We start from the raw sequence: 20,876 nt of genomic DNA on the forward strand, positions 1-20,876 counted from the left end.
GCAGGGCGATCTTTTTGTATAAAACGCGCATGCTCGAAAAGAACGCCGTCATCGAGAGTTTTCACTATGTGCCGGCCGGCGGCTGGACGCGCGCGGCGTTCAGCGTGCCGCGCGCCGGCAAGGTCGCGGCGGCGCGCGATTACCGCATAGAACGGCCTTTTTATCCCGGTCAGGACATCCTCTACTGCGTCTCCGGAAGGGGCCATGTCGAGACGCTCGGGCAGCGGCTGGAGATTCGCGCCGGCCACCTGGTGTGGATGGCCAATGAAGCGCCGCATGTGCATTGCGCCGATCCCGCCGACCCCTGGACGCTGCTCTGGTTCAGGCTCGACGGACCGGATCCGGTGGCGCTGCGGCGCAAGCTGTTCGGCGACGGCGCGCCGCGCGCCGTGTTCGCGGAGGCGGCGAGCCCGGCGCCCTGGTTCGAGCGGCTGTTTTCGGCGCTGCGGCGGCGCGACGCCGGGCTTGACCTGCGCCTCAACCAGCTGGTCGCGGAGTTCCTGCTTCTGGTCGACCGCGCGACAGGCGGCGCCAGCCATGACGATCTGCCCGGGCCGCTGGCCGCCGCGCTCGACGCCATGCGCGCCGAGCCCGGCTTTGCCTGGGGCGCGCCCGATCTGCTGGCGGTGACCGGCCTCGGTCCCTCGCAATTGCGCCGGCTGTTCCAGAAGCACCTGCGCACCAGCCCGCACCAATGGCTGATGCGCGAGCGGCTGATGCAGGCGCAGTCGCTGCTGGTGCAGGGCGAGCAACCGCTGGCGGAAGTGGCCGAAGCCTGCGGCTTCTGCGACGTCTACCATTTCGGCCGCGAGTTCAAACGCTCGGTCGGCATCTCGCCAGCCGCCTGGCGGCGCAGCGAGCTGAGCGCGGCGCCGGGGCGATAGGAGTCTTTTCAAGCGCTTGGGCGGGCTAACTCACCTCAGCGCAACGTTTGCGGAAAAGCACTCAGAGAACTCGGAACGTGAAGCGATGCCCGAGCGTCCAGCACCCTTGAGAATCCCTCTGCCTTCAGCAACATGACGAACATGAAGAAGCCAACTTCCATCGCGCCACGCAAGGCACCCATGGCGCTGACCGAGGCGCTTGTCGCGCGTACGCTGCGGGCGGTCGAGGACGCCGGGCCGGTGCCGGGCATGATCCCGATGACCGATGCCGACTATGCGCGGGTTCGCGATGAGATCCTGGCCTCGGTACCGGCCGGGCCGCTGAAGCTGTTCGCCTATGGCTCGCTGCTGTGGAAGCCGGCCGGCGAGGTGAGGGGCGGCGAGCGGGCGGTGGCGCGGGGTTGGCACCGCTCGTTCTGCTTCACGGTGCAGCGCTTTCGCGGCACGCTCGATCAGCCCGGGCTGATGATGGCGCTCGACCGTGGCGGCCAGTGCCAGGGCATGGTGTTCGAGATCGCCGAACCGGTCGACGAAAATCTGGAAGCACTGCTGCGCCGCGAAATGACCATCCTGCCCGCCGTCAACGTGCCGCGCTGGCTGCGGGTCACCACATCATCGGGGCCATGCCGGGCGCTGGGCTTCGTCGTCGACCCCGCCAATCCGCGCTATGCCGGCAAGCTCGACAAGAGCGTGGTCGCCGCGACGCTGGCGAGCGCCGTCGGCCATTGGGGCTCAGGCGCGCAATATCTGTTCGAGACGATCCGCCACCTCGACGCCCGCGGCATACGCGACCGCAATCTGTGGCAGCTACAGGAACTGGTGGCGCGGGAGATCGGGAACCTGCATGCGGGCGTCTAGTCGTGCGCAGGCTCTCCGGGCGCCACGCGATTCAGGAAATCTCGAACGCTTTCCGGCTGCCTGCCCGTAAGCGTGGCGAAATCGCTTGATGTCGAGGCATAGCGGCCTTCGGCGATCGAGGCGCACAGGCTGGTGAAGACCCGTGGCCAAGGGTCCACGAGGCGTGCCGACGCCGAGGCCAGATAGTCGCCGGGGGAACAGGGGCGATAGCGCAGGGGCCGTGCCGTCGCGTCGGCATAGGCGACCACGATCTCGTCGAAGCTCATCGCCCGGTCTCCCGTGATCGCGTAGAGAGCGCGGGATGCGTCCGGCCTGGCCGCCACAGCGGCGACTGCGGCCGCGACATCGGCGCGCGAGACCGGGGCAACCAGACCTTGTCCGGCGGGCAATGCCAATTCTCCCGAGGCGGGCGCAAGCCAGGTGTCGAGGATGAAGTCGCTGTAAAGGCCGCAGCGCAGAATGGTCGAGGGCACGCCGCAACTGGCCAGCCGGTGCTCGGCGTCGCGGTAGGCAGGCGCGTAGTAGAAGGGTGAGGATTGGGCGACATCGACGATGCTGGTGAAGGTGATGTGGCCGACACCCGCCGCCACTGCTGCCGCGATGGCGTTGGCGTGGTGCCGCATGATCGCATCCACATCGCCATCGCTTGAAATCAGCACCAGCCCGTCGATGCCGGTGAAGGCTGTCTTTAGCGCCGGGGCATTCTCGTAATCGGCGACGCGCAACGTTGTTTTCCGAGGCAGGTGTTTTTGCGCGGCCTCGGCGTTGCGGACAAGTGCTGCGACCTCGTGGCCTGATGATACCACCCTCGAGACGACGGCGCATCCGACATGGCCGGTGGCTCCGGTGACGAGGATCATCAGTTGGCTCCGTCTCTGCCCAGTCCGTCTGGCGTCAGTCCAAAATCTTCCGCTTGACGAACATATATCCCTGTGGTTATACGTCAACCAATAGCCAACGGGTTATCGATTGGGAATGCCAGACGCTCATGACATGATCTTCAGGACGCTCGCCGACCCGACCAGGCGAGCGATCTTCGAACGGCTTTGCCGCCAGGGCGAGCAGACGGTCGGAGCGCTGACGACACAGGCCGGCGTCTCGCAGCCGGCGGTGTCGAAGCATCTGGGCGTGCTGAAGCAGGCCGGGCTGGTGCGCGACCGCCATGAGGGCCGCCAGACGCATTACAGCGCCCAGCTTGCCGCGTTGGCGCCGCTGATGGACTGGACGCGGGAGATGGCCGGATTCTGGGAAAGCCGGTTCGACGACCTCGAGAATCTGCTCAAAAGGATGGACCAGTGAACGATAGTGCAAAGGAAACCCGCACTGTCGTCGTCGAGCGGGAGATTTCCCATCCGCCCGAAAAACTCTGGCGCGCGCTGACGCAACCACATCTGATCGAGGAGTGGCTGATGAGGAACGATTTCAAGCCCGCCGTCGGCCACCGCTTCAACATCAGCGCCGACTGGGGCGGCGTGCTGGACTGCGAGGTGCTTGCCGTCGAGCCGCACAGGACGCTGTCCTACAGCTGGAACCTGGCGCACCAGGATCCGGCCTTCGATCTCAGGAGCGTGGTGACCTTCACGCTCACGCCGACACCGACGGGAACCCATCTGCGCATGGAGCAGGCCGGTTTCCGGCCCGACCAGAGACGCGCATATGGTGGCGCCAAGATGGGCTGGCCGCAATTCCTGGGGAAGCTGGAAGAGCTTCTGGCGCGAACGGACTGAGGCCTCGCGGCCAGACTGAAAGCCACACAGCACTTTATAGGGCGGTTCTCCGCCAGCAAAACCCATGGAGAAAAGCAATGAAGATCAAACTGACCAGCATCTATGTCGACGATCAGGAAAAGGCGCTTGCCTTCTACACCGGCGTGCTCGGCTTCACCAAGAAGGCCGATTTCAGCAATGGGCCGTTCCGCTGGCTGACGGTCGTTCCGGCCGAAGAGCCTGAGGGGACCGAATTGCAGTTGGCGCTGAACGACAATCCGGCGGCCAAAACCTACCAGCAGGCGATCTTCAGCCAAGGCCAGCCGGCGCTGATGCTGTTCACCGACGACATCAAGGGCGACCATGAGCGCATCGAGGCGAATGGCGGTGTCTTCGCCATGGCGCCGACGCAAGTGACCGGCTCGACCATCGCGCAGGTGAACGATGGCTGCGGCAATCTCGTCCAGATCACGGAACTGGCGCGCTGGTAGTGCGCCTGGGTTTCAACGCATAGTGCAAGAGGAGGCGGAATTGGACTGGAGCAAATGGATACGGCAGGCGCATCGCTGGCTGTCGATCATCTTCACGATCACCGTGGCCGCGAACTTCGCCACCATGGCCTTCGGGCAGCCGCCCGCCTGGGTGGTCTATTCGCCGCTGCCGCCGCTGTTCCTGATGCTGTTCAGCGGCCTCTATATGTTCGTGCTGCCTTACGCTGCGAAAGGGCGCGTCGCGCAGCGCGCCAACGGATAGGAACGGATGGCGCAATCGACAAAACCCGTCCCTGAGGCTCCGCCGGTGAAGCCACTCTCCGGCGGCAACCCTCGGATCGCCAAGGGCCATGGCGATGCGCCGGTGCAGGCCTATATCGCGGCCATGCCGGGCTGGAAGCGTGCCGTGGGAGAGCGCCTCGACGCGCTCATCGAGCGCGCCGTTCCCGGCGTGCAAAAGGCGGTGAAATGGAACTCGTCGCTCTACGGCGTCGAGGGCGAGGGCTGGTTCCTCGGCATCCATTGCTTCGCCAGATACATCAAGGTGGCCTTTTTTCGCGGCCAGTCGCTCGATCCGGCGCCGCCTGGCGCGTCCAAGAGCGGGGATACGCGCTATCTCGACATCCGCGAGGATGATGGACTGGACGAGGCGCGGTTCAGCGCCTGGGTGAAGCAGGCCAGCCAATTGCCTGGCGAGCGCATGTAAGCGCTCTATTTCAGTTCGAAGGAGGAAACATCATGACGACCACGGGATCGCAAGAAAGCAAATCTCCCTCCGAGCTGATCGATGGCCGGATCAAGGAATTGGGCGACTGGCGCGGCGAGATGCTCGCCCGGCTGCGCGCGCTGATCCATCAGGCCGATCCCGACGTGGTCGAGACCTGGAAATGGCGCGGCGTTCCGGTGTGGGAGGATGCCGGCATGGTCTGCACCGGCGAGACCTATAAGGCCGTCGTCAAGCTGACTTTCGCCAAGGGCGCGGCGCTGCCCGATCCGGCTCGCCTGTTCAACTCCAGCCTCGAAGGCAACACGCGCCGCGCCATCGATTTCCAGCAGGGCGAGGATGTCGACGAGGAGGCTTTCAAGGCGCTGGTCCGCGCGGCGGTTGCCTTGAACAAGTCGAAGGCCCGAAAGTAATCGTCCATTGCGCATGGCGGTCACGGTCGGCGCTGCCCCTCACTGTCCTGCCGGACATCTCTCCCCGTAAACGGGGCGAGAGGGCTACCGCGAGGCCGACGCTCTTTCTGCAACGCTGGCGATTGGCGAAATCGGCGACAACGGCGTCCCTCGCCCCGTTTACGGGGAGAGGATGCCGGCAGGCAGGTGAGGGGCAGCGCTGACGGCGGATGATTGCCAACGACTTCAACACGGCAGGAGTGGCCCCCGGACGCTGCCAGCCCCATCCCAAAGACCCGCCGCGTTTACCATCTGGGAAGCTTGATGGTGCTAGATCTAGCCGGATGAAGGCTGGCCAGCCGGGCCGGCCCGGTTTGGATTCGCCGCCATGAACAGCCCGATGCGCATGCCGTGGGTGGACACGGCCAAAGGTCTCTCGATCATCCTCGTGGTGATGATGTACTCGGCCTACAACACCGGCGAGTATACCGGTGGCGTCGGCTTCCTCCACTATGTCATCGGCTTCGCGACGCCGTTCCGGATGCCGGAGTTCTTCCTGATCTCCGGACTTTTCCTGTCGCAGGTGATCGACCGGCCGTGGCGGCGCTATGTCGACCGGCGCGTCGTTCATTACCTCTATTTCTACGTGCTGTGGGCGATCATCTCGATCGGGCTGAAGATCGGCATCTTCAGCCGGGATCCCGCCGGCATGCTGCATGACCTGGCGATGGCTGTCGTGCAGCCCTATGGCGTGCTGTGGTTCATCTACATGTTGGCGGTGTTCGGCCTAGCGGCGAAACTGCTGCGCCAGTTCGCGGTTCCCGCCTGGATCGTCATCCCGATCGCAGCCGCGCTGCAGATGTGGGCGCCGCGTCCCGACAGCTACGCGGTCGAACAATTCGCGGCCTATTTCGTCTTTTTCTACGTCGGCTTCGTCATGGCGCCGCTGGTGTTCCGGCTTGTCGGCTGGACGCAAGGCCGCCCGGCGCTGGCCGTCGCCGGGCTCGTCCTGTGGGCTGTCATCAACGGCCTGCTGGTCTATTCGCCTGACTATGCCATGCAGCCGGTCGGCATGCAGATGGGGCTGGCCGCATGGCCGCCGCTGCATCTTACCTTAGCCGTCGCCGGCGCGGTGGCGCTGTGCGTGCTTGGCGGCTTCCTGTCGAAGTTTCCCGCCATGGAATGGCTTCGCTGGCTGGGCGAACATTCTCTGGTCGTCTATGTCGCCTTCACCATCCCGATGTCGCTGTTTCGCGGCGCCGCGCTGGCCAGCGGCCTGCTGACCGACACCGGAATGCTCAGCCTGGCGGTGCTGCTGGTCTCGATCATCAGCCCGGTGATCCTCTACTTTGTCGTCCAGCGCATCGGTTTCGGCATGTTCCTGTTCGAGCGGCCGGGCTGGGCGCATGTCGACGGCAGCGCGGCACCGAAGGCACCGCAGCCTGTCGCCGCCGAGTGACGTTCCAAACAGTCGAGGGCAGAAGGCGCGGGCGTCGCTGCCAACCTCAGCCGTCCCGCAGCCACACCAGCATCTCGCCGGGCTCGCGGTTGTCCCAGGCGAAATAGGGGATGGCGGTCAGGCGCGTCTCGACCTTGGCCGGCGGTTCGCAACGATAGAGCCCGTCCTGCCAGCCGTCGCCGGCATCGGCTTGCGCCGTGGCTGAAAGCGTGACCACGCCGCCGAGCAGGCCCGGTTCGTCATGCGCCTCGATTCCGACCGTGCGCGGCAGGGTCAGTCGGTGCAGGCTGATATCATTGTCCGTCGCCTCGACACAGTAGATCAGCGGCCCGCGCGAGAGCGCGACGCGGCCGACATCCTGCCGGACCTCGGGATTGGCGTAGAGCCGCTCGATCGGCATTTCGAGGTCGAGCCTGACACGGTCGCCTTTTTGCCAGACGCGGCGGATAGCGGCGTAGCCGTCGCTGGTCGCGCCCTCGAGGTCGACCGCCTGACCGTTGATTTCCAGCCTGGCGGCGGAGCTCCAGCCCGGCACCCGCAAATGCAGCGTGAATTCGACCGGCGTTTGCGGCTCGACGGTGATCTCGACGGCGCCGTCCCAGGGATAGCGGCTTGCCTGTGTCAACGTCACCGGCACACCCGCTATGTCGAAACGGGCGGTGGAGTCGCCGTAGAGGTGCACGGCAAGCGCGTCGTCGGCCAGGCTGTAGAAATAGCTGCCGATGGAAGCGACCATGCGGCCGATATTGGGCGGGCAGCAGGGGCAGCGGTGCCATTTCCAGCGGTTGTGCTTGCCCCGGCTTTCCAGCGGGTTTTCGTAGAAGAACAGCGAGCCGTCGAGCGACAGGCCGGAGATCGAGCCATTGTAGAGCGCGCGCTCCATCATGTCGGCATAGCGGGCGTTCGGCCCCATGCCGAGCATGCGGCTCGCCCAGAACACCAGCCCGACCGAAGCGCAGGTCTCGGCATAGGCGGTTTCGTTGGGCAGGTCGTAGTCGCTGGTGAAGCCCTCATTGTGCGCCGAGGGACCGAGCCCGCCGGTGATGTAGAGGTTTTTCGTGGTGAGGTCGTCCCACAGCCGGTCGAGCGCCACGCGCAGCGTGTCGTCGCCATATTCGGTGGCGATGTCGGCCATGCCCGAATAGAGATACATGGCCCGCACCGCATGGCCGACGACCTTGTCCTGCTCGCGCACCGGGATGTGCGACTGGCTGTATTCATAGGTCTTGAAATGATAGGCCTTGGGGTCGGCGCCACGGGCGCGCGCCTCCTCGTCGAAATAATGCGGCTGTTGCCCGCGCTGGTCGATGAAGTACTTGGCCAGCTCCATGTATTTCGCCTCGCCGGTCACCCGCGCCAGCTTGACCAGCGCCAGCTCGATCTCCTCATGGCCGCAATAGCCTTTTTTCTTGCCGGGCTCGGGGCCGAGCACCGAGGCGATGTGGTCGGCATAGCGGCACATGATGTCGAGCAGCTTGCGCTTGCCGGTGGCCTGGTAATAGGCGACCGCGCCCTCGATCAGGTGGCCGGCGCAGTAAAGCTCGTGGCAGTCGCGCAGATTGGTCCAGCGCAGGCCGGGCTGGACGCGCTGGTACCAGCTGGAGAGATAGCCGTCGTCCTGCTGCAGTCTGCCGTACATGTCGATGACGGCGTCGATCTTCTTCTCCAGGTCAGGATTCTTGCGCCGGTAGAGGGAATAGGCCGCGGTCTCGATCGTCTTGCCGAGATCGGAATCCCAGAACATCTGCGTGGTCACCGTCGAGCCGGTGAAGCCGGGGGAGGCCGCCTCGTCGGGCGAGGGCGAGTGGAACGGAATGACGATTCCGGGCGAGGGGCGGTCGGGGTCGATCTGATCCAGCATGCGCGCCTCCACGCAGCGGTCGTAAAGGATGTCGGCGGTGCGCGTCGCGACCGCCTCGGCGCGGTCGCCCCAGAAGCCGTGCACGTCGACCTGCGGCACCGGCAGCGGGCGGAAGGCGAGCTTCGGCTTGGCTGCGGTGGCGGGCCGGGGGGATGGCGATGCGGTCATGACTTACTCCATTCGATCGATTACTTGACGGCCCCGGCCATCAGGCCGCGGATGTAGAAGCGCTGCAGGGCAAGAAACAGGATCAGGCAGGGGACCATCATCACCGTGACGCCGGCCTGCACGGCGCCCCAGTCGATGGCGCCGAAGCGGCCCGACTGAAGGGCTGTCATCATCACCGGCAGCGTGAATTTGGACTGGTCGGTCATCAGCACCAAGGCGGCCAAAAACTCGTTCCAGGCGCCGAGGAAGGCAAACAGCGCGATGGTGACGACGCCGGGCCAGACCAGCGGCAGCATCACCTTGACGAGCATGGTGGCGTTGTTGGCGCCGTCCATGCGCGCGGCCTCCTCGATCTCGCGCGGCACCGCGTCGAAAGCGTTGCGCATCATGAAGATCGAAAACGGCAGCTGCAGCGTCACATAGACGCCGACCAGGCCGGTCAGCGTGTTGTGCAGGCCAAGCTTGGTCAGCACCAGGAAGATCGGCGTCAGGATCGACTGGAACGGGATCATGATCGTCGACAGGATGAGGACGAAGAACAGGTCCTTGAACGGAAACCGAAAGCGCGAAAAACCGTAGCCGGCCAGCACGCTGACGATGACCGACAGTATGACGGTCATCACCGAGACGTAGATGCTGTTCTGGGCCGACACCCACAGGCCGTCGCCGAAACTGTTCAGTGTGGCGTAGTTCTCCAGCGAGAAGCCCGTGGTCGGCCAGGGCGGCAGCGGCGGCAGGCGGGCCTCGGCCGCCGGCTTGAAGGCCGACAGCACCGTCCACACGATCGGCGCCACGAACAGCAGCGAGGCGATGATGCCGGTGGAGTGCCTAGCGAGGCGGGCGGCGAGCTTGTTGCCCCTGGCTGATATCGCCCGCGCCATCAGTCGAGCCCCTCGGGCTTGCGCAGCAGCCAGAGTTGGACGAGGCTGAGCGCCACCAGGATGACCAGCAGCACCATCGAGAGTGCCGCGCCATAGCCCAGCTTGAACGACACGAAGGACTGGTTGAAGATCCAGTAGACCGCCGTCAGCGTCTGGTTGCGCGGGCCGCCGCGCAGGATGATGTAGAACTGGTCGAAGGCGAGGATCGAACCGGCGACCGACAGGATCAGCGCCAGCGCCAAAGTGCGGCGCATCAGCGGCAAGGTGATCGCCCGGAACCTGGCGAACGGCCCGGCGCCGTCGATGACGGCCGCCTCCTGCAGGTCCTGCGGGATCGATTGCAGGCCGGTCATCAGGATGATCATGGTGAAGCCGGCGACCTTCCACACCACCATGGCGATGATCGACCAGAAGGCCGGTTGGAAGGTGGCGAGCAGGTTGAATTTCCTGTCGATCAGGCCAAGATCGTAGGCGGCCGGGCTGAACAGGCCGGAATCGACGTTGAGCAGCCACGACCACAAGAGGCTCGCCGAGGCGAAGCCGACCACGGCCGGCATGAAGAACATGGTGCGGTAGAGATTGGTGAACGGGCGCGGCCGCTCGATGAAGATCGCCAGCGGAAAGGCGACGGCGAAGATCGCGATGGTGACGATCAGCGTGTAGTAGCCGGTGAATCTCAGCGCGTTCCAGAACCTGGTGTCGCGCAGGATCGCCCAATAATTGCCGAGGCCGATGAAGGAATGTTCGCCCATCAGCGGCCAGTTGTGCAGCGACATCCACGCCGTCGTGCCGAGCGGTATGACGAAGAACACCATCACCAGCGCGACCGCCGGCGCGACATAGATGAGGCCGATCCATTGCCGGCGCCCGTAGCCGACGCGTTTGCGGACGCGGGGTGGGGCAGTGGTCGTGGTGGTGATTGTGGTCATGGCTGGGCGCTCGATGCTGTTACGGCATTGGCCAAGCACCCCCTCACCCGGATTGCCAACCGAATTGCGAAGGGCAATTCGGGGCAATCCGACCTCTCCCCGAGGGGAGAGGAGGGCGCCGGCGCGGGGGCCAGCCTCTTCTCCCCAGCGGAGAGAAGGTGGCCGCGTAGCGGCCGGATGAGGGGGTCTTGTCTCAAAGCGATAGCCCTGCCATTTGAACCAAAGCAATTCCCGGCCGCCCGCCCAGGGAGACAGGCGGGCGGCCGGACAGGCGCCTACTTCTGCGGCGCCTGGTCGATGATCGACTGCATGGTTTCCTGGGCGTTGGCGATGGCGCCATCGACGTCGTCGCCGAAGAACACCTCGTTGATCATCTGCGTCCACGGGCCGTTGGCGGAGTTGATCAAATCGTTGAACACCACGGAGTAGGGGGTCTTGCCCTTGGCCATGGCCTCGGCGGCGATCTGGTAGCGCGGGTCGAGATCCTTGAGCGCGTCCTTGGCGATGTCGCCGCGCACCGGCAGGCTGCCGTATTTGGCCAGGATCGTCTGCCCTTCGAGCGAATAGGCGAAGTCCAGGAAGGCCTTCACCACGGCGAGCTTCTTGGTGCCCTTGGTGACGACGAAATTGTCGCCGCCGGCAAAGGACGACCAGTTGCCGTCCTTGCCCGGCAGGAAGGTGACGCCATAGTCGACGTCGGGATATTGCGTGTTGAGCGCGCCGATGGCGAAGGCGCCGGAGGGCGAGATGCCGATATTGCCGGCGGCGAACGCCGCGAAGAAATTGGCGCCGGTGTCGGTCTGCGCGCCCGCCGGCACCAGGTCCTTCTTGACCATCGAACGGTAGAGATCGATGGCGCCGCGCAATTGCGGGCTGTCCAGCGTCGCCTTCGAGCCGTCCTCCGACAGGATGTCGCCGCCCGAAGCCCAGATCAGCGGCGTGAAGGTGAAGATGTTGCAGCCGCCGCAATTGCCGGAAAAATAGAAGCCCTTGATGTTGCCGCCCAGCGCGTTGACCTTCTCGGCGTCGGCTTCAATCTCGGCCCAGTTGGCGGGGCCTTTTTCAGGATCGAGGCCGGCCTGCTTGAACAGCTTCTTGTTCCAGATCAGCACCGAGGCGTCGGCCGAGAAGGGCAGGCCGTAAATATGGTCCTTGTAGGTACCCGTCTTCACATGCGCCGGCGACAGGCTGGCGAAATAGGGCAGGGACTTGGCCCAGTCGGTGATGTCCTCCAACTGGCCGGCAGCGGCGAAGGAGGGCGTGTAGATCAGGTCGAGCGACAGTGCGTCGGGTGCGGTACCGCCCGCGGCCGCCGCGCCATATTTCGGGATGATCTCGGCATTGGGGATGATGTCGAGCTTGACCTGGTCCTTGTGCGCCTTGTTGAAGGCGTCGACGATCCTCGGCATGAAGTTCGAGCCGTCGGCGCGCACCCAGATGTTGGCGGTCTCGGCGGCGGCAAGTTGCAGGCCGCCGCCCAGAATAGCGGCCGTCAAAGCCAGTTTGGTCAGAGCCAGTTTGGGCAGGGCCAGTTTGGCAGTCAAAGTCCTCATGTTTTCCTCCTCCACATTGGCCGCGATGCGCAGCTTGCCGCCGATCGCGGCGTTTCGTTTTTCAGCCGTCTTTCTCAACCATCCGGCAGGCGGCCGCAGGACTGCCGCACCACCAGCCGGCACGGCAGTTTTCGAATGCCTGGCGTGGCGGGCTTGCCGCCGACCAGGGAAAGCAGGGTCAGGCCGGCCTCGCGGCCGAGGGCCGCCAGGTTCATGTCGACCGAAGTCAGGGGCGGGCGGGTCGCCTCGGCCACGATCTCCCAATTGTCGAAACCGATGACGCCGACATCGTCGGGCACGCCGAGGCCGCGCTCGCGCAGGGCATCGATGACGCCGCGCGCGATCTGGTCGTTGCCGCAGAAGACGGCATCCGGTCTTTCGCCGCTGCCATCGAACAGTTTTGCCACGGCGTCATGTCCCCAGGCTTCCGACCAGGCGCCGAGCAGCGGCTCGATCACCGGCAGGCCGGTTTCCGCCAGCACGGCGCGGTAAGCCCGCGCCCGTTCGTGCACCACGGCAAAGCTCGCCGGGCCAGTTACATGGGCGATGCGCTTGCGGCCGAGCCGGCGGAAATGCTCGACCGCCAGCCGCGCCCCGCCGTCATCGTCGGAAACGAAGGCGACGGCGTCGGGATCGGGCTGGGTGAAGGCATAGATCACCGGGACGCGCAGGTTGGAGAGGTCTACCGGCAGATGGCGGTCGATGCGCTTGCCGGTGGCGATGATGCCGTCGACGCGCTTGTCGAGCATCGCCTCGACATGGAGCTGGCCGAGGCGCGGATCCTCCTCGACATTGCACAGGAACACCGAAACGCCGGCATCGACCAGCGCGTCCGATATGCCCGACATCAGTGGCAGCGAGAAGCGGCCATAGGTATCGTTGGTGAGCAGGCCGACGGTGAAGGAGCGGCGCCTGAGCAAGCTCTGCGCCAGGCTGTTGGGCCGAAACCCCAGGCCGCGCGCCGTCTCGCGGATGCGCTCGCGGGTCTCGGCCGTCATGCGCCCCTGGTCGTTGAGCGCCTTGGAGGCGGTGGCGACGCTGACGCCGGCTTGGGCGGCCACGTCACGCAAGGTGACGGGCTTGGGAAAGACCGGAACTGGCTGATCGTCCGATGCCATCGCGGCGCAAATCCTCAGTTGGGAAAAGGTTTTCTCTTAATCGCCGGAAGAAGGTCGGCCAATGGCCTAGCCTGATCGGAGGTGGATGGAAAAACCTTTTCTCAGATGAGGCTAGGCCAGATCGGAGGAGCGTTCAAGAGGGAAAGTGGTTTGAAGCTCCAGCGGTGGGAAGAGAGAGGCTGAGGCTAGCAAGACTTGGTTCCTCGCCCCCAACGCCCGTCTACGCTATGCACCGGTCCTCTGTATTGGCGTGCTGATCTGCTCGGGGCTTGATTGCCACGTGGTTCCCCCAATCCGTCGCTGCTTCGCAGCGCCACCTTTCCCCCCTCCGGAGGGAAAGGAAGGGAGCCCCGTTGGAAAAGCGTTGACGGCAAAAAGCTTGGCACCCTTCCTCTACCCCGTCGATCGGGGGGTCCGAAGGACGGGCGAGACCCGTGGCTCGCCCCGGCAAGGTGGCTCGGCGAAGCCGAGACGGAGTGGGGGTCGACCAGCGCAGCCTAACACAATGCATGCGCGAAGCTGCCATCCACGCCATCGCCAAAGACCAGCCACCTGTGTGCATGCCGTAGCCGCCTTTATGGGGCGAGGGACCCACGGATTGTCAGCGAAGTCTTAATCGCTGTTGCGCCAAGGTGGCCCTCCGCTGGAGCTCCGCCATGCCCGATACATCCTGCACTCCGAAAGGCATGGCCGCGCAGGCCGGCAAGCGGGCAGGGCACGACAGCGCCGACGACCACCGCGGCGATGCCGCGACCATCGCGGGGCTGAAGGCGGACCTTGCCGCGCAGGCGGCGCTGATCGCCAGGCAGGAGGTGTCGCTGGCGCACAGCCGCAAGATCTTCGACCGTGCGTCGGCGGCCGCGCGCATCGGCGTGTGGGAATGCAGCCTGCCCGACGAGCAGCTTACCTGGACCGACGTCGTCTACGACCTGTTCGACCTGCCGCGCGGCTCGGCGCTCGACCGCTCGGAGATCGTCAAGTGCTATCCGCGGGAGTCGCGCAAGGCGCTGACCACTTTGCGCAGCCGCGCGATTGCCGAACGCAACGGCTTCACCCTCGATGCCGAGATCACCACGCTGGCAGGCCATTGCCGCTGGATCCGCATCACCGCCACCGTCGAGTGCGAGGCGGGCGAGCCGGTGCGCATCTTCGGCATGAAGCAGGACATCACCGAGGAAAAGATCCTGTCGGACCGGATGCGCTATCTGGCCGAATTCGACGCCATGACCGGGCTTGCCAACCGTGCCCGCTTCCAGGCGCGGCTTGGGCATGTGGAAGAGGGTCGACCGCTCGGCGCACTGCTGCTGATCGACCTCGACGGCTTCAAGGCCGTCAACGACACGTTCGGCCACGTCATTGGCGACGAGTGCCTGAAGGAGGCGGCCCTGCGTCTTGCCGGCGCGTGCGGCGAGGCCGAACTGGTGGCGCGCGTCGGCGGCGACGAGTTCGCGGTGCTGCTCGGGACCCATCTCGACCGGGGCGCCGTCTCCGGCGTGGCGCGCGGCATCGTCGAGGCGATGGGCAAACCGGTCGCCGCCCGCGGCCAGTCGCTCAGGCTCGGCGCCTCGATCGGCATCGCCTTCGCGGAAGCAGGGCAGCCTTGCGACCTGTTCGCGCAGGCCGACACCGCGCTTTATGCGGCCAAGGCGGCAGGCCGCAACACGTTCCGCATCTTCAAGGCCGAGGCTGGAATGAAAGGCCGCAGCGCGGCGGCGTGAGGGCTGGAGCAGTTCGGCGGTTCACGGAAACGGCGAACCGCCCCAAGCCGTTGTTCGATACCGGCACGCGAGCCGGCTCAGCCGAAATCGTCCGATGTCAGCACATAGATGCTCTTGCGGGTGCGGTCGTAGGCCCTCGAGGCCACGTCGCGAATGGCACCGCTCTCGGTGTCGAATGTGGCCAGGTAGCCTGCTTCATTGGCCACGGTCGACGGCTGAATTTTCGACATCGCGTCGGCGGCGACGGAAAAGGAAATCTGGAACATGCCGTCATGGCCGACGAACCGGATGCGCTTGCCGGCTTCGTCGTAGCTGCGGCTGCGATTGGGGAATGTCAGGCTCATCTTGGCCTCCTCGATTTGACGCGATGGCGGGCGGGAAACCCGCCTCGCACTTTGCCTGGAATTGCTCTAGGCCTTCTTCACCGCTCGCTTCTTCTTCGGCGTCGGGTTTAGGGCTTCCGCGACGCGGTCGGCCTCTTCCTTGGCCAGCCGCAACTCCCTCAACCTTGCCGTCTTGATCTCCCTGGCCCGCGCCTCGGATACATATTCAGCGGTTGCCTTGTTGCGCTCCGCGGTCTTCTTCTGCTTGTCGACAAAGCGGGCTTCAGCTTTTTCCATGATCGTCTGATTGCCTTCGGCCATCGCTAAAATCTCCTTGCGTCTGAAAATGGTGAAAATGAACTCTACCACTAAATAGGCGCGCGCGTCGTAAAATTCAATCTTTTGAATTATTTGCCACATTGCGGATATCACGAAACGCCAAGCTGAAATAATACTTTGAATATTTAATCGGTCGCTCGAATAATTTTTGGCACTCCTATCTATCGAGTGCCAAAGAGCCTATAGGAAGGGCGTGGCCGCCTGTGCCGGCCCAGAAGGAAGTTCTCATGAAGTTTCGGCCCCTCCACGACCGCGTCGTCATCCGGCGCGCGGAAGGCGACACCAAATCCAAAGGCGGCATCATCATTCCCGACAATGCCAGGGAGAAGCCGCAGGAAGGCGAAGTCATCGCCGTCGGCCCGGGCGCACGCGATGAAAATGGCGCGCTTGTTCCCCTCGACGTCAAGACGGGCGACCTGATCCTGTTCGGCAAATGGTCGGGCACCGAGGTCAAGATCGACGGCGAGGACCTGTTGATCATGAAGGAAGCCGACATCATGGGCGTCATCGATAAGAGCGTCGAAGCCAAGAAGGCCGCTTAACCCCACGAAAAGCCGGTCCTTGCCAGGTTTCGGCTCGCGCCTCACTTCACCATACGAACGGGATTGAAAAAAATGTCCCCCAAGGAAATCAAATTCGCCACCGACGCGCGCGACCGCATGCTGCGCGGCGTCGAGATCCTCACCGATGCGGTGAAGGTGACGCTGGGTCCCAAGGGCCGCAACGTCATCATCGACAAGGCCTATGGCGCGCCGCGCATCACCAAGGATGGCGTTACCGTCGCCAAGGAAATCGAGCTTGCCGATAAGTTCGAGAACATGGGCGCCCAGATGGTGCGCGAAGTGGCCTCGAAGACCAACGATCTCGCCGGTGACGGCACCACCACCGCCACGGTGCTGGCCGCCTCGATCCTGCGCGAAGGTGCCAAGCTGGTCGCCGCCGGCATGAACCCGATGGACCTCAAGCGCGGCATCGATCAGGCGGTTGCCGCCGTGGTCGGGGAAATCAGGGCGAAGGCCAAGAAGGTCAAGTCGTCGGCCGAGATCGCGCAGGTCGGCACCATCGCCGCCAATGGCGATGCCAGCGTCGGCGCCATGATCGCCAAGGCGATGGACAAGGTCGGCAATGACGGCGTCATTACCGTCGAGGAAGCCAAGACCGCCGAGACCGAGCTCGACGTCGTCGAAGGCATGCAGTTCGACCGCGGCTATCTCAGCCCCTATTTCGTCACCAACGCCGACAAGATGCGCGCGGAACTCGAGGACCCTTACATCCTCATCCACGAGAAAAAGCTCGGCAATCTGCAGGCCATGCTGCCGATCCTCGAAGCCGTGGTGCAAGGCGGCAGGCCGCTGCTGATCATCTCCGAGGACGTCGAGGGCGAGGCGCTGGCGACGCTGGTCGTCAACAAATTGCGCGGCGGCCTCAAGGTCGCGGCCGTCAAGGCGCCGGGCTTCGGTGATCGCCGCAAGGCGATGCTGGAAGATATTGCCGTGCTCACCGCCGGCCAGATGATTTCGGAAGATCTCGGCATCAAACTCGAAAACGTCACCATCGAGATGCTCGGCCGTGCCAAGCGCGTGCTGATCGACAAGGACACCACCACGATCGTCGATGGCGCCGGCACCAAGGCCACGATCCAGGCGCGTGTCGCCCAGATCAAAGGCCAGATCGAGGAAACGACATCGGACTACGACAAGGAAAAGCTGCAAGAGCGGCTGGCAAAGCTGTCGGGCGGCGTTGCCGTCATCCGCGTCGGCGGCGTCACCGAGTCGGAAGTGAAGGAAAAGAAGGACCGTATCGACGACGCGCTGAACGCGACACGCGCCGCGGTCGAGGAAGGCATCGTGCCCGGCGGCGGCGTCGCCCTGCTGCGTGCTAGGTCGGCGCTATCGGGCCTGAATGGCGCCAATGCCGATGTCACCGCCGGCATCTCCATCGTGCTTCGCGCGCTCGAAGCGCCGATCCGCCAGATCGCCGAGAATTCCGGCGTCGAAGGCTCTGTTGTCGTCGGCAAGCTCGCCGACAGCAAGGACCACAATCAAGGCTTTGACGCCCAGAACGAGACCTATGTCGACATGATCAAGGCCGGCATCGTCGATCCGGCGAAAGTGGTGCGTACCGCACTGCAGGACGCCGGCTCGATCGCGGCCTTGCTGATCACCGCCGAAGCGATGATCACCGACATTCCGGCCAAGGACGCGGCACCCGCGGGCGGCGGCATGGGCGGTTACTAAGGATTCAGCGGGCTTGCGAGGGTGGTTTCGTAGAGGCCACCTTTTCAGGCCCAACCTCTGAAGTTCGACACGACCGCCGGGGGATCCTCTGCCGGCGCGTAGGCCTCTAGCCCAGGAGATCGATCCATGATCGTGTTCGCGCGGAAGCCAGAGACGGTCGTCACGACCGAGACGACCGAGGAAAGCCGCTTCGACCGCATCCGCAGGATTGCCGCCGACAAGCACAAGAAGTCCGATTTCGATACGGCAGCCCCGCCAAAGGCCGAACCCAAACGCCCGATGTAGGCGACTGACGCCGGCGCCAATTCCTGCTCGACCCTGAAACGCCGCGCGTCAGCGGCGCGAGGTTCGACGCCTTGGGCCGCTTCGGATCCAGCCAGATCATCTCCTCGATTTCGACGGCGGTCCTGATCTTGCGGCTTTCGCGGGGGATGGAATTCACGCTAGACTGCTCCCGTGGTCGTCTGGTGCGGAGCTTTGCCTGATTTGGCAACTGGTCGAAACGGAACCGCGATGCTGAAATTCGGAGACCAGCCATGTTTGCCGCCAAGGCCATCGACACGTCGGACAAGGCCGCGTTCTATCGTGACCTCGCCAAACAATTGAAGGCGCTGCTCGAGGGAGAGGGCGATTCCATCGCCAATGCCGCCAACACCTCGGCGCTGATCTTCCAGATGGTGCCCGACCTCAACTGGGCCGGCTTCTACTTCCTGGCCTCGGACGAGGAACTGGTGCTGGGTCCCTTCCAGGGCAAGCCGGCCTGCGTACGCATCGCGGTCGGCAAGGGCGTGTGCGGAACGGCGGTCGAACTCGGCACCTCGATGCTGATCAAGGACGTGCATGATTTTCCCGGCCACATCGCCTGCGATGCCGCCTCGCGCTCGGAACTGGTGGTGCTTCTGGAAGACGATGAGGGCGTCTTCGGCGTGCTTGACCTCGACAGCCCGACGCCCGGCCGCTTCGACGCGGCCGACCAGGCCGGCATCGAGTCGCTGGCGGCGATCTATGCCGCGTCGAGTTCGTTCGAGGACTGAGCGCCGGCTCACAAACAGATTCAGATAGGGCCTCCAAAGCCCTTGTTTTGACGTACAGCATGTGCCGAGCGCCTCGCGCGCAGGACAGCCCGTGTCAGATCAGCTTCACCAGCATCAGGCTGAAGCAGCCGATGAACAGGAAGGCGCAGAAGGCGAGCGCCAGGGGGCGCAGGCCACGCGAGCGAAGCTGCGAAATGTCGGCCTGCAGGCCCATGGCGGCCAGCCCCATGGTCAGCATGACGGTGGTGGCGAGCGCCATCGCCTGCTTCATTTCGGCCGGGATCGTGACCAGGCTGTTCAGCGCCACCACGGCGACGAAGGCTACGACGAACCATGGCATGGGCGGCCGTGCCGCCGACTGGCCGCTTGAACCGCGGCGCGCCATCAGGCCGAGCGCGATGACCATCGGCGCCAGCATGGCAACGCGCGTCAGCTTGGCCACGGTGGCGATTTCGCCCGATTGGGTGCCGTTCTGGAAGCCGGCGCCGATGACCTGCGCCACTTCATGGATCGAGGCGCCAGCCCACAGGCCGAAGGCGTGCTGGTCGAGGCCGAGCAAAGGCGCCAGCAATGGGAAACCGAGCATCGCGACGGTGCCGAACAGCGTGATCGAGGCGACGGCGTAGGTGACGTCTTCGTCGCGCGCTTCGGTGACGATGTTGGTGGCCACGATCGCCGAGGCGCCGCAGATCGAGGTGCCGGCGGCGATCAGCTGGGTGAGCTTGGCATCGACGCCGATCAACCGGCCGAGCGTGATGGTGAACAGGAAGGTGGCGCCAAGGGTCGCCGCCACGATGCCGACGCCGCCGGCGCCGATCGAGACGACCTGGCCGAGCGTCAGCTGGAAGCCGAGCAGCACGATGGCGAAGCGCAGCAGGCGCTTCTGCGAAAAAGCGATGCCGGCCTTGGCATGCGCCGGCGTGCCCAGCACATTGGAATAGATCATGCCGGCGACCACGGCCAGGATCATCGGGCTGAACAAGGCGAAACCGGAGACATTGCGGGCCGAGAAGGCGACGGCCGTGATCATCGCCACCAGCACGATGCCGGGGATGACGCCGTTCCACAGCGAATCGAGGCGCTTGCGGCCCTGCGCCAGATCGGCGGAAATCGTGGTCTTGGGAATATCGTTCGCGATGCGGCTCAGGGAAGACAATGGAATTCTCCAGGCGGGAATGCCGGGGAAATGCCATTTCACAACCGATCTTTCCAACGAATTATTATAGTTGAAATGATCTGTTTTTGCGAACGGTTGGTCTTCCAAACAGCCTTAAGCGCGCCTGCGGGCGATGCTGGGTGGCTTGGCGGCCAAAGCAAGCGCACCAACCACGAGGACGCAACCCGTTGGGCTACAACAATTCCTGCCACCGCCGCGCGCCACGAATAACACGCGCGATCTCCGCACCGTCGTCCGTTTGGCGATAGATGATCAAGTAGTTTCCCGCAGGGAATGTACGCAAACCCGTAGGCGCAGCGTCATCGCGATGTGCGCTCGGCGATCCCAGCATCAAGCTTGCTTTTGATCCGGGCAAAGGCATCGCGGCCGTCGACGGGATCGCTGCTTGCCATGCCTTCGTCCCATAGCCGGCCTAACTCGTCGATGGCTTTGTCGCGTTGCGTCCGACGAAACTTCCGCAAGGCCTCGCGCATGACTTCGCTCGCCGAAGCGTATTCGCCCGCCGCAACGACCTCGCGCATCGTGGTTTACCACCAGCCGCAAGAGGATAGGTGGCGCATGACATCAAAGCTGCGCTTCGATCGCCGCCTTGTCGATGACCGACCAGACGTTCCTGATCCTGTCGTTGAGAAATTCGTAGAAGACGTTCTCGCTGAAGGAGACCTTCTTGCCGTTGATGGGCAGGCCGAGAAAAGTCCCCTTTGGCGTGCAGTTGAACTGGAGGCGGCTGGCGATGAAAGGCGTATCCGCGATCAGCAACTGGATGTCGAAATAAAGATCGGGAATTTCCCGAAAATCCCGTTCCAGCATGTCGCGGTAACCCGATACCCCGACCCGGTCGCCATTGTAGTGCACCTCCTGGTGCACGAAGCTGCCGAGGTTCTGCCAGTCCTGGGCGTTGAGGCAGGCGATGTAGCCACGATAGCTCTTGGCAAGATCTTCATCGGTCACGGCATGCTCCGGCGCTTTGCCCCACCCGCATCGTTATGCGACTGTTCCAGACGGCGAGAAATGCTTTCGGGGG

26 protein-coding genes are annotated in these 20,876 nt (G+C 64.4%); 14 read left to right on the plus strand and 12 right to left on the minus strand.

Translation table 11 applies throughout. The annotated features are described in order from the left end of the window. Positions 1 to 29 precede the first annotated feature (29 nt). Together LB569_RS29715 and LB569_RS29720 are read left to right on the plus strand one after the other, a co-directional pair. Positions 30 to 884: a helix-turn-helix domain-containing protein gene (locus tag LB569_RS29715; RefSeq protein WP_224695112.1), complete on the plus strand. Its 855-nt coding sequence runs from the start codon at positions 30 to 32 to the stop codon at positions 882 to 884. A 141-nt stretch (positions 885 to 1,025) separates the two neighbouring features. Beyond that, a complete protein-coding gene (locus LB569_RS29720; RefSeq protein ID WP_224695113.1) occupies positions 1,026 to 1,742 on the plus strand; it encodes a gamma-glutamylcyclotransferase in 717 nt (238 codons plus the stop codon). On the opposite strand, the gene LB569_RS29725 is transcribed toward LB569_RS29720, so the two are convergent. Beyond that, positions 1,739 to 2,602, minus strand: a complete 864-nt coding sequence (locus tag LB569_RS29725; protein WP_224695114.1) for an NAD(P)H-binding protein — start codon at positions 2,600 to 2,602, stop codon at positions 1,739 to 1,741. The two genes, LB569_RS29720 and LB569_RS29725, sit on opposite strands and share 4 nt — an antisense overlap. A 115-nt stretch (positions 2,603 to 2,717) precedes the next feature. Here LB569_RS29725 and LB569_RS29730 point away from each other — a divergent pair, with 115 nt between their 5' ends. From LB569_RS29730 to LB569_RS29760, 7 genes are all read left to right on the plus strand, one after another. Beyond that, positions 2,718 to 3,041 carry an ArsR/SmtB family transcription factor gene (locus LB569_RS29730; RefSeq protein WP_224695115.1) on the plus strand — a complete coding sequence of 108 codons (324 nt, stop codon included), beginning with the start codon at positions 2,718 to 2,720 and terminating at the stop codon, positions 3,039 to 3,041. Then, entirely contained in the window at positions 3,038 to 3,469 is a 432-nt protein-coding gene (locus LB569_RS29735; protein WP_224695116.1) for an SRPBCC domain-containing protein, read from the plus strand. Before LB569_RS29730 ends, LB569_RS29735 begins: the two co-directional genes overlap by 4 nt. 77 nt (positions 3,470 to 3,546) lie before the next feature. Further along, the gene (locus tag LB569_RS29740; protein WP_224695117.1) at positions 3,547 to 3,939 is read left to right on the plus strand and encodes a VOC family protein; all 393 of its coding nucleotides are present in this window, start codon (positions 3,547 to 3,549) and stop codon (positions 3,937 to 3,939) included. Between the two features lie 40 nt (positions 3,940 to 3,979). Continuing rightward, entirely contained in the window at positions 3,980 to 4,201 is a 222-nt protein-coding gene (locus tag LB569_RS29745; protein WP_224541570.1) for a hypothetical protein, read from the plus strand. Positions 4,202 to 4,207: 6 nt separating this feature from the next. Beyond that, entirely contained in the window at positions 4,208 to 4,645 is a 438-nt protein-coding gene (locus LB569_RS29750) for a DUF1801 domain-containing protein (protein ID WP_224695118.1), read from the plus strand. A gap of 32 nt (positions 4,646 to 4,677) precedes the next feature. Next, positions 4,678 to 5,076 carry a DUF1801 domain-containing protein gene (locus LB569_RS29755; protein ID WP_224695119.1) on the plus strand — a complete coding sequence of 133 codons (399 nt, stop codon included), beginning with the start codon at positions 4,678 to 4,680 and terminating at the stop codon, positions 5,074 to 5,076. Between the two features lie 367 nt (positions 5,077 to 5,443). After that, positions 5,444 to 6,514: an acyltransferase family protein gene (locus LB569_RS29760; RefSeq protein WP_224695120.1), complete on the plus strand. Its 1,071-nt coding sequence runs from the start codon at positions 5,444 to 5,446 to the stop codon at positions 6,512 to 6,514. Positions 6,515 to 6,560: 46 nt separating this feature from the next. Here LB569_RS29760 and LB569_RS29765 read toward each other — a convergent pair whose 3' ends face one another. From LB569_RS29765 to LB569_RS29785, 5 genes are all read right to left on the minus strand, one after another. Beyond that, on the minus strand, positions 6,561 to 8,543 hold the full coding sequence (locus LB569_RS29765) for a glycoside hydrolase family 127 protein (protein WP_224695121.1): 1,983 nt from the start codon (positions 8,541 to 8,543) through the stop codon (positions 6,561 to 6,563). Positions 8,544 to 8,563: 20 nt separating this feature from the next. Next, positions 8,564 to 9,424, minus strand: coding sequence for a carbohydrate ABC transporter permease (locus LB569_RS29770; RefSeq protein WP_224695122.1), 861 nt, complete (start codon positions 9,422 to 9,424; stop codon positions 8,564 to 8,566). Next, positions 9,424 to 10,353, minus strand: a complete 930-nt coding sequence (locus tag LB569_RS29775; RefSeq protein WP_224695123.1) for a carbohydrate ABC transporter permease — start codon at positions 10,351 to 10,353, stop codon at positions 9,424 to 9,426. Before LB569_RS29775 ends, LB569_RS29770 begins: the two co-directional genes overlap by 1 nt. Before the next feature lie 275 nt (positions 10,354 to 10,628). Then, positions 10,629 to 11,906 carry an ABC transporter substrate-binding protein gene (locus LB569_RS29780; protein WP_224695124.1) on the minus strand — a complete coding sequence of 426 codons (1,278 nt, stop codon included), beginning with the start codon at positions 11,904 to 11,906 and terminating at the stop codon, positions 10,629 to 10,631. 74 nt (positions 11,907 to 11,980) lie between these two features. Further along, on the minus strand, positions 11,981 to 13,024 hold the full coding sequence (locus LB569_RS29785) for a LacI family DNA-binding transcriptional regulator (protein WP_224695125.1): 1,044 nt from the start codon (positions 13,022 to 13,024) through the stop codon (positions 11,981 to 11,983). A gap of 656 nt (positions 13,025 to 13,680) precedes the next feature. Between LB569_RS29785 and LB569_RS29790 the strand changes: the two genes are divergently transcribed. Continuing rightward, positions 13,681 to 14,742 carry a diguanylate cyclase domain-containing protein gene (locus LB569_RS29790; RefSeq protein WP_224695126.1) on the plus strand — a complete coding sequence of 354 codons (1,062 nt, stop codon included), beginning with the start codon at positions 13,681 to 13,683 and terminating at the stop codon, positions 14,740 to 14,742. Between the two features lie 77 nt (positions 14,743 to 14,819). On the opposite strand, the gene LB569_RS29795 is transcribed toward LB569_RS29790, so the two are convergent. After that, entirely contained in the window at positions 14,820 to 15,086 is a 267-nt protein-coding gene (locus LB569_RS29795; RefSeq protein WP_140709003.1) for a DUF1488 domain-containing protein, read from the minus strand. 66 nt (positions 15,087 to 15,152) lie between these two features. Next, the gene (locus LB569_RS29800; RefSeq protein ID WP_140709001.1) at positions 15,153 to 15,386 is read right to left on the minus strand and encodes a hypothetical protein; all 234 of its coding nucleotides are present in this window, start codon (positions 15,384 to 15,386) and stop codon (positions 15,153 to 15,155) included. 245 nt (positions 15,387 to 15,631) lie between these two features. On the opposite strand from LB569_RS29800, the gene LB569_RS29805 reads away from it, so the two are divergent. From LB569_RS29805 to LB569_RS29820, 4 genes are all read left to right on the plus strand, one after another. After that, the gene (locus LB569_RS29805) at positions 15,632 to 15,946 is read left to right on the plus strand and encodes a co-chaperone GroES (protein ID WP_224695127.1); all 315 of its coding nucleotides are present in this window, start codon (positions 15,632 to 15,634) and stop codon (positions 15,944 to 15,946) included. Positions 15,947 to 16,018: 72 nt separating this feature from the next. Further along, positions 16,019 to 17,641, plus strand: a complete 1,623-nt coding sequence (groL, locus tag LB569_RS29810) for a chaperonin GroEL (RefSeq protein ID WP_224695128.1) — start codon at positions 16,019 to 16,021, stop codon at positions 17,639 to 17,641. 126 nt (positions 17,642 to 17,767) lie between these two features. Then, positions 17,768 to 17,926 carry a hypothetical protein gene (locus LB569_RS29815; RefSeq protein ID WP_224695129.1) on the plus strand — a complete coding sequence of 53 codons (159 nt, stop codon included), beginning with the start codon at positions 17,768 to 17,770 and terminating at the stop codon, positions 17,924 to 17,926. 251 nt (positions 17,927 to 18,177) lie between these two features. After that, a complete protein-coding gene (locus tag LB569_RS29820) occupies positions 18,178 to 18,675 on the plus strand; it encodes a GAF domain-containing protein (RefSeq protein WP_224541548.1) in 498 nt (165 codons plus the stop codon). A 94-nt stretch (positions 18,676 to 18,769) separates the two neighbouring features. Here LB569_RS29820 and LB569_RS29825 read toward each other — a convergent pair whose 3' ends face one another. The 4 genes from LB569_RS29825 to LB569_RS29840 all read right to left on the minus strand — a co-directional run bounded on the left by LB569_RS29825 (position 18,770) and on the right by LB569_RS29840 (position 20,803). Continuing rightward, positions 18,770 to 19,831: a YeiH family protein gene (locus LB569_RS29825; RefSeq protein ID WP_224695130.1), complete on the minus strand. Its 1,062-nt coding sequence runs from the start codon at positions 19,829 to 19,831 to the stop codon at positions 18,770 to 18,772. Between the two features lie 193 nt (positions 19,832 to 20,024). Further along, positions 20,025 to 20,213, minus strand: a complete 189-nt coding sequence (locus LB569_RS29830; protein ID WP_318013151.1) for a type II toxin-antitoxin system RelE/ParE family toxin — start codon at positions 20,211 to 20,213, stop codon at positions 20,025 to 20,027. Next, on the minus strand, positions 20,152 to 20,373 hold the full coding sequence (locus LB569_RS29835; RefSeq protein ID WP_224541540.1) for a type II toxin-antitoxin system ParD family antitoxin: 222 nt from the start codon (positions 20,371 to 20,373) through the stop codon (positions 20,152 to 20,154). Before LB569_RS29835 ends, LB569_RS29830 begins: the two co-directional genes overlap by 62 nt. A gap of 43 nt (positions 20,374 to 20,416) precedes the next feature. Continuing rightward, entirely contained in the window at positions 20,417 to 20,803 is a 387-nt protein-coding gene (locus tag LB569_RS29840; RefSeq protein WP_224541538.1) for an ester cyclase, read from the minus strand. Positions 20,804 to 20,876 lie beyond the last annotated feature (73 nt).

It is taken from the genome of Mesorhizobium sp. BH1-1-4, assembly GCF_020165665.1.
In the GTDB taxonomy this organism is placed as follows: Bacteria; Pseudomonadota; Alphaproteobacteria; order Rhizobiales; family Rhizobiaceae; genus Mesorhizobium.

What these genes read in the sequence shown, in the direction of transcription:
- LB569_RS29760 (WP_224695120.1), top strand. Translation starts at nt 5,444, where the DNA reads ATGAACAGCCCGATGCGCATGCCGTGGGTGGACACGGCCAAAGGTCTC.
- LB569_RS29835 (WP_224541540.1), bottom strand. Translation starts at nt 20,373, where the DNA reads ATGCGCGAGGTCGTTGCGGCGGGCGAATACGCTTCGGCGAGCGAAGTC.
- LB569_RS29755 (WP_224695119.1), top strand. Translation starts at nt 4,678, where the DNA reads ATGACGACCACGGGATCGCAAGAAAGCAAATCTCCCTCCGAGCTGATC.
- LB569_RS29830 (WP_318013151.1), bottom strand. Translation starts at nt 20,213, where the DNA reads ATGCCTTTGCCCGGATCAAAAGCAAGCTTGATGCTGGGATCGCCGAGC.
- LB569_RS29775 (WP_224695123.1), bottom strand. Translation starts at nt 10,353, where the DNA reads ATGACCACAATCACCACCACGACCACTGCCCCACCCCGCGTCCGCAAA.
- groL (WP_224695128.1), top strand. Translation starts at nt 16,019, where the DNA reads ATGTCCCCCAAGGAAATCAAATTCGCCACCGACGCGCGCGACCGCATG.
- LB569_RS29765 (WP_224695121.1), bottom strand. Translation starts at nt 8,543, where the DNA reads ATGACCGCATCGCCATCCCCCCGGCCCGCCACCGCAGCCAAGCCGAAG.
- LB569_RS29805 (WP_224695127.1), top strand. Translation starts at nt 15,632, where the DNA reads ATGAAGTTTCGGCCCCTCCACGACCGCGTCGTCATCCGGCGCGCGGAA.
- LB569_RS29730 (WP_224695115.1), top strand. Translation starts at nt 2,718, where the DNA reads ATGCCAGACGCTCATGACATGATCTTCAGGACGCTCGCCGACCCGACC.
- LB569_RS29800 (WP_140709001.1), bottom strand. Translation starts at nt 15,386, where the DNA reads ATGGCCGAAGGCAATCAGACGATCATGGAAAAAGCTGAAGCCCGCTTT.
- LB569_RS29790 (WP_224695126.1), top strand. Translation starts at nt 13,681, where the DNA reads ATGCCCGATACATCCTGCACTCCGAAAGGCATGGCCGCGCAGGCCGGC.
- LB569_RS29815 (WP_224695129.1), top strand. Translation starts at nt 17,768, where the DNA reads ATGATCGTGTTCGCGCGGAAGCCAGAGACGGTCGTCACGACCGAGACG.
- LB569_RS29770 (WP_224695122.1), bottom strand. Translation starts at nt 9,424, where the DNA reads ATGGCGCGGGCGATATCAGCCAGGGGCAACAAGCTCGCCGCCCGCCTC.
- LB569_RS29785 (WP_224695125.1), bottom strand. Translation starts at nt 13,024, where the DNA reads ATGGCATCGGACGATCAGCCAGTTCCGGTCTTTCCCAAGCCCGTCACC.
- LB569_RS29725 (WP_224695114.1), bottom strand. Translation starts at nt 2,602, where the DNA reads ATGATCCTCGTCACCGGAGCCACCGGCCATGTCGGATGCGCCGTCGTC.
- LB569_RS29720 (WP_224695113.1), top strand. Translation starts at nt 1,026, where the DNA reads ATGAAGAAGCCAACTTCCATCGCGCCACGCAAGGCACCCATGGCGCTG.
- LB569_RS29750 (WP_224695118.1), top strand. Translation starts at nt 4,208, where the DNA reads ATGGCGCAATCGACAAAACCCGTCCCTGAGGCTCCGCCGGTGAAGCCA.
- LB569_RS29795 (WP_140709003.1), bottom strand. Translation starts at nt 15,086, where the DNA reads ATGAGCCTGACATTCCCCAATCGCAGCCGCAGCTACGACGAAGCCGGC.
- LB569_RS29820 (WP_224541548.1), top strand. Translation starts at nt 18,178, where the DNA reads ATGTTTGCCGCCAAGGCCATCGACACGTCGGACAAGGCCGCGTTCTAT.
- LB569_RS29740 (WP_224695117.1), top strand. Translation starts at nt 3,547, where the DNA reads ATGAAGATCAAACTGACCAGCATCTATGTCGACGATCAGGAAAAGGCG.
- LB569_RS29715 (WP_224695112.1), top strand. Translation starts at nt 30, where the DNA reads ATGCTCGAAAAGAACGCCGTCATCGAGAGTTTTCACTATGTGCCGGCC.
- LB569_RS29780 (WP_224695124.1), bottom strand. Translation starts at nt 11,906, where the DNA reads ATGAGGACTTTGACTGCCAAACTGGCCCTGCCCAAACTGGCTCTGACC.